The sequence below is a fragment of the Streptomyces sp. ERV7 genome, from assembly GCF_001653515.1.
GTDB lineage: Bacteria > Actinomycetota > Actinomycetes > Streptomycetales > Streptomycetaceae > Streptomyces.
The window spans coordinates 1-11,595 of the sequence record NZ_LYOY01000032.1; the positions used below are offsets into that span (position 1 = coordinate 1).

Below are 11,595 nucleotides of genomic sequence, written 5' to 3' on the forward strand. Positions count from 1 at the left end.
GGCTCCGGCGACGGCTCGACGGTCGCTTCGACGACCGGCACGTCGGCCCCCGCCGGCTCGGCCGGGAGCGCCGCCCGCTGCTCGTCCGCGAGGTACGCGGCGAGTGCGGCGACGGTCGGGTGGCCGTACACCGTGGTCGCCGAGAGCGACAGCTGGAGGCGGGTGTTGATGGATCGCGTCCAGGTGACGCCGGTGATGGAGTCCAGGCCCAGCTCGACGAACGGCGTCTCGTCGTCGAGGTCGGCCTCGTCCAGCTCCAGCTCCTTGGCGAGGCTCGCGCGCAGCCAGGAGGCGAGCGCGGCGCGCTCCTCGTCACCGCTGCCGCCCTTGTGCGCGGCCTCGGGCTCCGGGGTGGGAGTGGGGGCCGGGGCGGCCTCCTCGGCCGCCGTCGGCGCACCCGTACCGCCCAGGCATTCCACCAGGTGATCGGCCAGTCCGGCGATCGTCGGGTGGCTGTAGACCTGCGTCGCGGAGAGCGACAGCTGGAAGTGCGTGTTCAGCTTGCGGGTCCAGGTGACGCCGGTGATGGAGTCCAGGCCCAGCTCGACGAACGGCGCGTCGTCGTCGATGTCCGGCTCCGCCAGCTCCAGCTCATCGGCCAGGCTCTGCCGCAGGTACGAGGCCACCTGGGCAGCCGAAGACCGAGGGCTCGTGACACTCATCAGATCTCCCATGGCGCCCTGGATGAGGGCGGCCAGCTCGCCGAACGTGGGGTGAGCGCATACCTCGGCCACCGTGAGGGAAAGCCCGAAGGTCCGGTTGACCTCGCGCAGCCACACAACGCAGCTGATCGAGTCGAGCCCCAGCTCCACGAGGGCAACGCTGTCGGAGCTGGTGGCCAGATCGGTTCCCAGGACGCCGCTCAGCGTCTCTCGCAAGAACCGTCGCAGGTCACGCTTCATCGGGATCTTAATACCTGTTTCTCGGTTCATCGCTCAGCGGCCCCGCTCGCTCCACGGCCGTCGCCGAAACCCTTGACCAGCCGTTCGAGAGCGGCGTTCAGCACCTCGGGCGCCTCCAGCATCACGAAGTGGCCGACACCGTCCACGAACTCGACATCAACGCCGTACTTCGCGGCCGAGGCCGTGTCCGTGGGCATCCACGACGTCGAGTTGACCAGTGTCACGGGCGCCCCGAACCGCTTGGGCAGCCGCTGGAGGTACGTCAGCATCTCGCGGAAGGACGCCGAGACAATGGCCTCGCCGACGTGTGCGCGCGTGCGCTCGACCAGGGCGACGAGGTCCGCCCGGCCCGTGTCGAGGAAGAGCTCCTCGGCCCGTACGGGCGCGTCGACGAAGCTCTGCACGAAACGGTCCAGCTGCTTGGCGCTCAGTGGCTGCGGGTCGAAGGTGTGGAGCGTGTCCACACCGACCATGCCCCGCACCCGGCCCCCGAGGAGCGGCTCTGCCGCCAGCATGACCGGCCCGCCGAGCGAGTGGCCGACGAGGACCACGTCCTCGGCCGCGACCCGGGCGACGACGTCGGCCACGTCCCGGGCGTACGCCTCGACGGTCCAGTGCCGCCGGTCGCGGCCGGAGCCGCCGTGGCCCGCGAGGTCGAGCGTGACGACCGTGTACCGGTCGGCGAAGTACTGGGCCTGCTGCTCCCAGTACGTCATGTCGCAGCCCAGACCGTGGATGAGGACCAGAGCCGTGGTACCGGTGCCGCGCACCCGGTAGGTGATGTCACCGGCGCGGTCGGTCTCGTCGCGCGGCACAGCCGTACGGACCTGGGCCTGGGCCGCCCCGGCGGTGTCCGGCTTGCGCGCGATGATGCCGACATGTTCCATGTCGGGGCCGGGCGCCCCGTACGAGCCCCGGTCCACCCCGACGGCGCCGAAGTACCCGGCTTGCTCGACCACGAACCCGGCCGCCTCGCACTCCCGCCGGAAGACCTCGGGGTCGAGGGCGTTGATCAGGCTCGGCCCGCCGATGACGTGGGCCTCCTCGAAGTGGGCCGCCACGTCCTCGATGTAGCCGGGCCATGGGTCGCCCGCCAGTCGGCGCGCCTCGTAGTCGGCCGCCTTGGAGGCCCAGTAGCCGAAGTACGGCGAGTCGGTGCTCAGGAACACCTTTCCGCCCGGCTCCAGCCAGCGGAACATCTTGCGCAGGGTCACCCCGACGCCCTCGGGCGTGAGGAAGTGCATGACGCGGCTGGCGTGCACGGCGGTGAACCGCCCGTCCTCGAAGTCGACGTCCGGCAACACCCCCTGACGCAGCGTCAAGCGGGTGCGGGCATCGTCGTTGACGCGCTGTCCCAGGATTTCGAGGTGCTTCTTCTCCATGTCGAGCGCGACCACACGCGCGCCGCTCTCCAGCGCCGCGATGCTGGCGATGCCGTAGGCGCAGCCGAGGTCGAGGACCTCGCCGCCGCACTGCCCCGCGTATTCGGCGAACTCCGAGGAGTACGGGATGAGGTGCTCGACCATCACGCCGGTCCGGTTGAGGGTCGCCACCATGCCGCCGAAGTCGAGGTTGGCCGCCGACTTCAGGTCCTCCAGGATGTCGTGCTCCCGCGTGACGGGACGCGTGGGCACGGGCAACGGGGAGAGCGTCACGGTGTGCGGCCGCGCCTCGACCGGCCCGGCCAGGCGGTGCGGGAAGTCGGCCAGGTCGGCCAGCACGACGGGCTTCGCCGGGGCGGCGGGTCCGGCCGGAGCCGAGGCCTGGACCGCGGGTGCGGCCGGAACCCGGTCAGCGGGCTGCGCCGGAGGCTGGGCAGCAAGCCGCTCCAGAGCAGGAGCCGGAGCCGCAGCCTCCGCGACCACCGGCGCCTCCTCGCGCACCCAGTACCGGTTCCGTGCGAACGGGTACGTGGGCAGCCGCAGGCGCGCCGGGTGGCGGGAGGCCGTCTCCGCGTCCGGGGACGGGAGGTCGTGGCCGCGCACATACCGTTCGGCGAGGGCGGACAGGACCCGGCGGCGCTCGGTGGCGTCCAGGTCGGCGCCGGGTGCGGTCACCTGCCCGGCGTCCGCGCCGTCCGCCGACCGCGCCGAGAAGTCGCGCGCGACCGTCCCCGCGAAGCACCCGGCTCCGGCCGAGCCGTCGCGCCAGCCGCGCCACAGTGCGGCCGCCTCGTCGAGGGTGTCGGCCACCACGGCACAGCGGTGCCGGAAGTGGTGGCGGCCGTCGCCGAGCGTACGGGCCAGGGCCGGCAGGTCGGCGTCGCGCAGCTCGCCGTCGGCGATCAGGTCCAGCAGCCGGTCCACGAGCTGGGCGAGCGCCGCCTCGGTCTTGGCGGACAGCGGCAGCAGCTGCCCCACCGCACGGGACGCCGCGGCGGATGCCACGGCGCCGGGCACGTACTCCCGTACCACGACGTGCGCGTTCGTCCCGCTCATACCGAAGGCGCTCACCGCGCCCGTCCTGGGCACACCCGCCGGGGTCACCCACTCCTTCGTCGCCTTGTTGACGTAGAAGGGGCTGTCGTTCCAGTCGATGTACTCGTTGTCCTGCTCGCAGTGCAGGCTCGCCGGGATGACGCCCCGGCGCACCGACTCGGACAGGCTCATCAGACCGACCAGGCCGGACGCCGCGAAGGTGTGGCCGAAGTTGGTCTTGGTCGAGGTCAGCGCGCAGAACCCGCGCTCCGCGACGCCCGCGTCCGTACGGAAGGCCGCGCGCAGGGCGTTGACCTCGACCGGGTCGCCGAGTTTGGTCCCGGTGCCGTGGGTGACGATGTGGCCGAGGTCCCTCGGGTCGATGCCGCCGCGCTCGTAGACGGAGGACAGCAGGTCGCGCTGGGACTCTCCGGCGGGCGCGGTGATGCCGTTGGTGCGGCCGTCGTAGTTGAGGCCGCTCGCGGCGATCACGCTGTGCACCGGGTCGCCGTTCGCCTCGGCCGCGGCGAGCGGCCGCAGCACCAGGGCGGTGACCGCCTCGCCGGGCACCATGCCGTCGGCACGCTGGTCGAAGGTGAAGCACCGGCCCGCCTCGGACAGCATGCCCGCCCGGCTCATCGCGTCCAGCGACTGCGGGGTGAGCACGAAGTTGGCGGCGGCCACCACCGCGATGTCGCACTCCTTCTGCCGCAGGCTCAGACAGGCCTGGTGCAGGGCCACCAGGCCCGAGGAGCAGGAGGTGTTGACGGCGAGGACCGGGCCCTTGAGGTCGAGGAAGTACGAGAGCCGGGCGGCCAGCACGCCGTCGTGGTTGGAGGTGACGTTGCCGCCGTCCTTCACCAGGAACTGGTAGTCGCCCTGCTCCACGCCGACGAACACGCCGACGCGCTTGCCCCTGAGCTCCTCGGCGCCGAGCGCCGCGTCCTCCAGCGCCTTCCAGGACTCCTGGAGGAGGTGGCGCTGGCGCGGGTCGATCGTCCGGGCCTCCTTGGGAGCGATCTCGAAGAAGGCGGCGTCGAACTCGTCGGCCCAGTCGATGCTGCCCATCCACCGGTAGCGCTCACCGTCCGGCTCCGCCGGGGCCGACGCGCCGAACCGTACCGGCGGGAGCTCGCGGACCATGTCCCTGCCGTCGGCGAGCGCGTCCCAGAACTCGGCCACCGAGCGGCAGCCCGGGAAGATCCCGCTCATGCCGATGATCGCGACGGGCTCGTCCCCGACGGCGGGCTCGACCGCCGCGACCGGCTCGGCGGCCACCGCCGGAGTCTCCTCCGCCATCCGGACGTCCTCCCCCGCCAGATGCTCCACCAGCCGTTCGACCGACGGGTGGTCGTAGAGGACGGTCGGCAGCAGCCGCACCCCGACGCGGTCGGAGAGCTGGTGGGCGAGCTGGGTGAGGCGGATGGAGTCGAAGCCGAGGTCGACGAAGTTGCTGCGGTCGTCGATCCGGTGCGCCTGAGTCTTGAGGACGTGCTGGACCACTTCCCGTACCGCGTACGTCAGTTCACCGGTCTTCGGGGCCCGCGTACGTGCGGCGGGCGCGGGCCGCTCCGGCCGCGCGGCCGGTCGCACCGAGCCCGCGCCGATCGCCGGCGCCTGCGCGGTGGGCCGCAGCACCATCGGCGCGGCGAGGCCGGCCGCCAGCAAGCGCTCGAACGCGTCGAGTCCCGCCGCCGTCTCCAGCGCCCCCCGGCCGCTGGTGCGGAGGTAGGTGTCGATGAACTCCGGGTCCGCGCTCCGCTGCGCGGACGCGCCCATGCCGCCCTCCTCCCACAGCGGCCACTGGATCGCGAGCGTCCGGTGTCGCGTCGGCCGCTCGCCGAGGGCGCGCGCGTAGGCCGCCTGGAAGCGGTTGGCCACCGCGTAGTCGCCGCTGCCGAAGTCGCCGAGGACGGCGGCGGCGGAAGAGAAGTGGCAGACGAAGTCAAGGCGTCCGGTGTCGAGGGCGCGCTCCAGAGCGAGTGTGCCGTGCGCCTTCGCGCCGAGCACCGCATCGATGGATGCGGTGGTCTTCGCCGGCAGGGTGACCGACTCGGCCGCGCCCGCGAGGTGCAGGACGCCGTCGATGGCGCGCAGCTCCTCGGGCAGGCTCGCCCGCAGTCCGGCCAGAGCGCTCGGGTCGCTGACATCGGCTCGGCGGCAGATGACCCGGCTGCCGGAGCGCCGCAGAGTTTCGGCCCAGGCCTCCTCGGCCGCGCCGATCTCCGAACGGCCGAGCAGGACGAGGTGGGCACGGTACTCGCGCGCCAGGTACTCGGCCAGGCGGCGGCCGAGGCCGCCGAAGGCACCGGTCAGCAGGTACGTTCCGCCCTCGCGCAACACACTCCGGGCGGGCCGGGCCGGGGCGTCGACGCGCTCGACCCGGCAGGTCCGGCGCACGCCGTCCGCCCGGTAGAGCACGCTCGCCGGGTCCTCCTGGCACTGCTCGGCGAAGAGCAGAGCGGCCCAACGGGACGCGTCGATCGCACCCTCGTGCAGGATCACGCGCAGGCCGGTGCCCGGCAGCACCTCGGCGAGCGAGCGCTCGTAGCCGATCAGGGCGTCGAGGGCGGCCTGTTCCGCGGCGTCACGGAAGTGCCCGGCCACCAGCAGGTGCGGCACCTCAAGACGGGCAGCGACCACGGCTCGGAGCAGCGAGGCGACATCGCGCAGCTCGCGCAGCAGGGGCGACAGCTCGCCCGGCCCGCCGTCGCCGTGCCCGGTCGGCCAGAGGTAGTGGATCGCGTCGACGCGCCCGTACTCGGCCGCGACCGCCCCGAGCGCACGCTTCCAGCTGCGCTCGTCGTCGCGGTCCACCGGATACGGGGACCCGGTGCCGACGAAGACCGGCTCGGCGCCGGGCGCGCACTCGCGCAGGGACCGCTCGTACGCGGCCCGCTCCGCCGCCCCGTCGAGGAAGCACAGGACGACCCGCGCCTCGGACGCGGGGGCGTCGGGGACGGGGGCGGCGGCCGTCGGCACCCAGCGCTCCTCGAAGAAGTCCAGGTCCGACGAGCCGTCACTTCCCTTGCGGGACACACCGGTCGAGGTGCGTTCCGGCGCCGCGGCCTCCTCGCCGCGCAGCCAGAAGTACTCCTCGGTGAACGGGTACGTGGGCAGGCTGATCCGGCGCGGCGGGTGTGCCTCGCCCGGGTGCGGCCAGTGCACCTCGGCACCGTCCACCCACTGCCGGGCGGCGTGTGCCAGGGCGCTGTCGGCGCCGTACACCCGCTGCTCCGCACCGGAGGCGAAGTCACCCAGGGCGTCGATGAGTTCACGCACGTCGCTCACCACGAACGCCACGCGCTCGGGCTGCTGGGTGCGGCCCACCTGGAGGGTAAAGGCGACGTCGGCGAGGCGGCGGGCGCTCGGGCCCGTCTCCTCCAGCTCGGCGAGCCGGTGGGCCAGGTCGTCCGCGTACCGGCGCAGGTTCTCCGGCCCGCGCGCCGACAGCGGTACCAGGCGCGGACCGGCGAGGACGGCGTCCTCGGCGCCGCGCGGGGGCGCCTCTTCCAGGACGGCGTGGACGTTGGTGCCGCCGATGCCGAACGAGCTGACGGCCGCGCGCATCGGCTCGGCGGAGGGGGCGTGCTCGACGAGCCGGTCCACCACGTAGAACGGCGAGCCGGCGAAGTCGATCTGCGGGTTGGGCACGCGGTGGTTGACGGTCGGCGGGATCCGCCGGTTGCCGACGACCAGGGCGGTCTTGACGAGACCGGCGAGCCCGGCCGCCGCGTCCAGGTGGCCGAGGTTGGACTTGACGGAGCCGATGCCGCAGAAGCCGGTGCGGTCGGTGTGGCGGCGGTAGGCCTCGGAGACGGCCATGACCTCGATGGGGTCGCCGAGCCGGGTGCCGGTGCCGTGCGCCTCCAGGTAGCCGATGCTCTCGGGGTGCACTCCGGCGCGGTCCAGGACCGCCGAGACCAGCTCGGCCTGCCCCGCCACGCTCGGCGCGTAGTAACCGGCCTTGCGGTCGCCGTCGTTGTTCATCCCGGCGCCGCGCAGCAGCGCGTAGATGTGGTCGCCGTCGCGGACGGCGGACGCGGCGTCCTTGAGCAGGACCACGACGACGCCCTCGCCACCGATCATCCCGCTCGCCTCGGCGTCGAACGGCTTGCAGTGGCCGTCGGAAGAGAGGGTCATGCCCTCTTCGAAGAGATAGCCGATGGCGTCCTCGGCGTACATTCCGGCCCCGCCGACCAGCGCGTGGCGGGTCTGGCCGGACTGGATGCCCTGGACCGCGAGGGCAAGGCCGGCCAGCGAGGACGAGCAGTTGCTGTGCACGTACAGGCTCGGGCCCGTCAGGCCCAGCCTGTGCGACACGGTGGTGGGGATGGTGCCGGGCTGGGCCTGCAGGAAGCTCACCAGCGACTCGGAGTCGCGCCGCGCGTTCCCGGCCGCCAGCGGCGCCTGGTAGAGGGCGTTGCTGGTCGATACGTAGACCGCGCTGTCGGTGATGTCACCGGGCAGCCGTCCGGCGTCCTCGACGGCCTTCCAGGAGTGCTGGAGCAGCAGCCGCAGCTGAGGGTCCATCAGTTCCGCGTCGCGCGGCGAGACCTGGAAGAAGTCGGCGTCGAACAAGCCCTTGCCGCGCATGCTGGCGCGCACCGGAACATAGTCCGGGTGCGCGACAAGGCTCTCGTCGACGCCCAGCTCGCGCAGTTCGTCGGCGGAGCAGAGCTCGACGCTCTCCTCGCCCGCGAGCAGGTTGCGCCAGAACGCATGGTGGTCCTCAGCGCCGGGCAGCCGGCAGGAGATGCCGATGACGGCGACGCTGCCGGTGAGATGGGCGGCAGGAGCCGGTGCGGGCTGCACGGTTTCCGCCTCGGCACGGGCCTGAGTGCCGCCGCTCGCCCGCAGGTGCTCGCTCATCCCCCGCGCGTTGACGCACTTGAAGGTCTCGGCCGCCGTGAACGGCACGCCGTACCGCTTGGCGGCCCGGTCCGCGAGGACGGCCGCCAGGACCGAGCTGCCGCCCGCGTCCAGGAACGCGTCCGTCGGGCCGAGGTCGTCGACGCCGAGCACCTCGCACCACAGGGCGAGCACATCGCCCTCGTGCGGCAGCGGGGAGCCGGGTGCCGCCTCGATGGGCCGGGTGGCGCCCGTCCGGGTCCTGGCCAGCACCACCGGACGCTCCTCCAGGGCCTTGCGGTCGACCTTGCCGTTGGGGGTGCGCGGCAGCGCGTCGATGGGCAGGACGAACGACGGGACCATGTACGGCGGGACCTTCCTGGCCAGATGCCCGGTCAGCTCCTCGGCCGCCACCGGGCCCGCCGCCGGGACGTAGTACGCCACGAGCTGCTTGCTCTCCGCACGCGTACGGGCCACCACGACGCACTCGCGCACGGCCGGGTGCCCGGCGAGGACGTGCTCGACCTCGCCGAGCTCGACCCGGAAGCCGCGGATCTTCACCTGGGAGTCGATGCGGCCCAGGCACTCGATCCGGCCGTCGCTGAGCCGTCGGGCCAGATCGCCGGTGCGATACATCCGGGTGCCGGACGCGAACGGGTTCTCGGGGAAGCGCTCGGCCGTCAGCTCCGGCTTGTTCAGATAGCCCTTGGCGAGCCCGGCACCCGCGATGCACAGCTCACCCGGGACACCGGCGGGCGCGAGCCGGCCCAGGCCGTCCAGGATGTACACCTGGGTGTTGTCGATCGGCGTGCCGATGGTGATGCGGCCGTCCGCCTCGATCCGCCCGGCCGTCGACCAGATGGTCGTCTCGGTCGGCCCGAACAGGTTCCACGCCTCGCAGTCGAGCGCGGTCAGGCCCTCGCGCAGGGTCTCGGGCAGCGCCTCGCCGCCGCACAGCACACGGACGCGCTCGTCGTTGGTCCAGCCCGCGTGCAGCAGCATCGTCCAGGTCGAGGGGGTCGCCTGCATCACCGTGGGCCGCACCGCGCCCAGCAGCGCCTTGAGCCGGCCCGGGTCACGCGCGGTGTCGGCGTCGCAGAGGTGGACGCGCGCCCCGACGACCAGCGGGAGACAGAGCTCCAGGGCGGCGATGTCGAAGCTGTGGGTGGTCACCGCGAGCAGCCGGTCCTCGGCCCGCAGGCCCGGCCGGTCCGCCATCGAGCAGAGGAAGTTGGTGAGGGCGCCGTGCGGCACCATCACTCCCTTGGGGTTGCCGGTGCTGCCCGAGGTGTAGATGACGTACGCGAGGTCGTCGGCGGTGACGCGGGCGCGGACCGGGTTGCCGGCGGGCCACGGCCGGTCCGTCAGGACCGTCCTTGGCACGTCGGCGAGCTTGCGCAGCCGGGTGCGCAGCGCACTGTGGGTGAGGACCACCTGGGGGCGGGCGTCGCCGAGTATGTAGGCGAGCCGGTCCTGGGGGTAGTCGGGGTCGAGCGGGATGTAGGCGCCACCCGCCTTCGCCGTCGCGAGGAGCGCGATCAGCAGCTCGGGCGAGCGCTCCAGGTACACCGCGACCAGACTGCCGGGGCCGACACCGAGGTCCGCCAGATGGCCCGCGAGCGAGCCGGAGCGCTCGTCGAGCTCCGCGTACGTGAGGGAATCCTGTCCGGCGACGACCGCGAGCGCGTCCGGGGTGCGGACCGCCTGCTCGGCGAACAGCTCGTGCACCGGCCGCTCGGGGTGGGCGGCCTCGGTGGCGTTCCACTCGACGGTGAGGGTGTGGCGCTCCTCGGGTGAGAGCAGCGAGCACGCGTCGACCAGCTGCTCCGGGTCGGCCGGGACGCTCTCCAGCAGGTGAACGTACTGGCGCAGCAGTTGCTCGGCCGTCGAGGCGTCGAACAGGGCGGTGTCGTACTTCCAGTTGACGGTCCAGGACCCGTCGGGCCCGGCGGGCTCGACGACCTCCAGGACGAGCTCGTACTCGCCCTCCTGGTGGACGCCCTCGACGTAGGAGAAGGCGGGGGCACCGGCGGTGACGTCCTCGTGCCAGTCCTGGTACATGAACGCGTACCGGAAGACCGGCGCGCCGCCGTCGCCCGTGGAGAGCCCGAGCTCGCGCACCAGAGCCGTGAACGGGTAGTTATGGGCGAGGTCGTTGACCAGGTTCTTCTGGACTTCCTTGCAGAGGTCGGCGAAGCGCGCCGCGCCGCTGACGCGGCTGCGGACCGGCAGCATGTTGACGAAGTGGCCCACCGTACGCTCGAAGCCCCTCGCGGGCCGGGTGCTCACCGGCATGCCGACGATCACGTCGTCCTGCTGGGTGTACTGGCGCAGCAGGACCTTGAACGCGGCGAGGTAGGCGGCACAGGCGTAGACCCGCCGACCGCGCGCGAACTCCTGGATGCGCGCGCCGAGTCCGGCCGAAAGGCGCCGGGTGGCGGTGGCCCCGGCGCCGGAGCCGGTGGGGCGCGGCCGGTCGGCGGGCAGCGTCACCGCGGGCAGGGGCTGGCAGAGCCGCTCGCGCCAGTACGCCAGACGTTCGTCGGCCCCGGCGTCGCCCAGCGCCTCGGCCTCGGCGGCCACGAACTCCTCGTAGGGGGCGCTCGGGCGCGGCGCGTCGGGGGTCCCGCCCTCGGTGAGCGCCGTGTATGCCGCGAGCAGGTCCTTGACCAGCACCACGGCGGAGGCCCCGTCGAGGACGAGGTGATGGGTGTTCAGGAGCACCCAGGCCACCGCGCCCGGCCCGTGGAAGACATCGAGGCGGCAGAGCGGGCCGCGTTCCAGGTCGAACGGCTCCTTGGCGTGCGCGCGGATCAGCGCGAGCGCCTCGCTCTCGTCGGACACAGACAGGTGATGCTCCGTCACCACCGGCTGTCCGTACTGCTGTGGGGCCAGCAGGAGGCTGCCGCCCGCCACCTCGACGGCCGCGCCGAGCACCTGGTGCCGAGCCCGGACCCGCGTGAACGCGGCCCGCAGGGCGCCGATGTCCAAGCCGGTGGTCTTGAAGCAGAGCGGCACGTTGTACGCACCGGACTCCGGGGACGCCTTCTGCAGGGTCCAGAGCCCCTGCTGACCTTCGGAGAGCGGGTAGGGCGCGGCGGGCGCCACCGGCTGCGGCGCCACAGCGGCGACCTGTCCGGTGAAGTGGGCAGCCAGCTCGTCGACCGTCGCGTGCTCGAAGAGCAGCGCGGACTCGAACCCCGGGTCGAGATCGCGCTGGATCTCCTTGGCCAGTCGCACCAGCCCCATCGAGGTGAGGCCGAGGGCGGGGAAGTCCACATCGGTGCGGACCTCGGCGGGATCCACGTCCAGCTGCGCGGCGAGGGCGTCCAGGAGCAGATCGCGGACACCACCGTCCCCGGCGGGACGGGGTGCCGGCGCGGGCACGGCGGCCCGGGCCGCCGCCGTCGGGGCCGGGGCGAGCC

2 protein-coding genes are annotated in these 11,595 nt (G+C 73.1%); both read right to left on the bottom strand.

Going from position 1 to position 11,595, the window contains the following annotated elements; translation table 11 throughout:
* Positions 1–902 (bottom strand): phosphopantetheine-binding protein (locus A8W25_RS14330; RefSeq protein WP_234386452.1); only part of this gene is annotated, 902 nt, incomplete at its 3' end.
* A gap of 26 nt (positions 903–928) precedes the next feature.
* Positions 929–11,557 carry a non-ribosomal peptide synthetase gene (locus A8W25_RS14335; RefSeq protein ID WP_067161322.1) on the bottom strand — a complete coding sequence of 3,543 codons (10,629 nt, stop codon included), beginning with the start codon at positions 11,555–11,557 and terminating at the stop codon, positions 929–931.
* Positions 11,558–11,595: the final 38 nt, after the last annotated feature.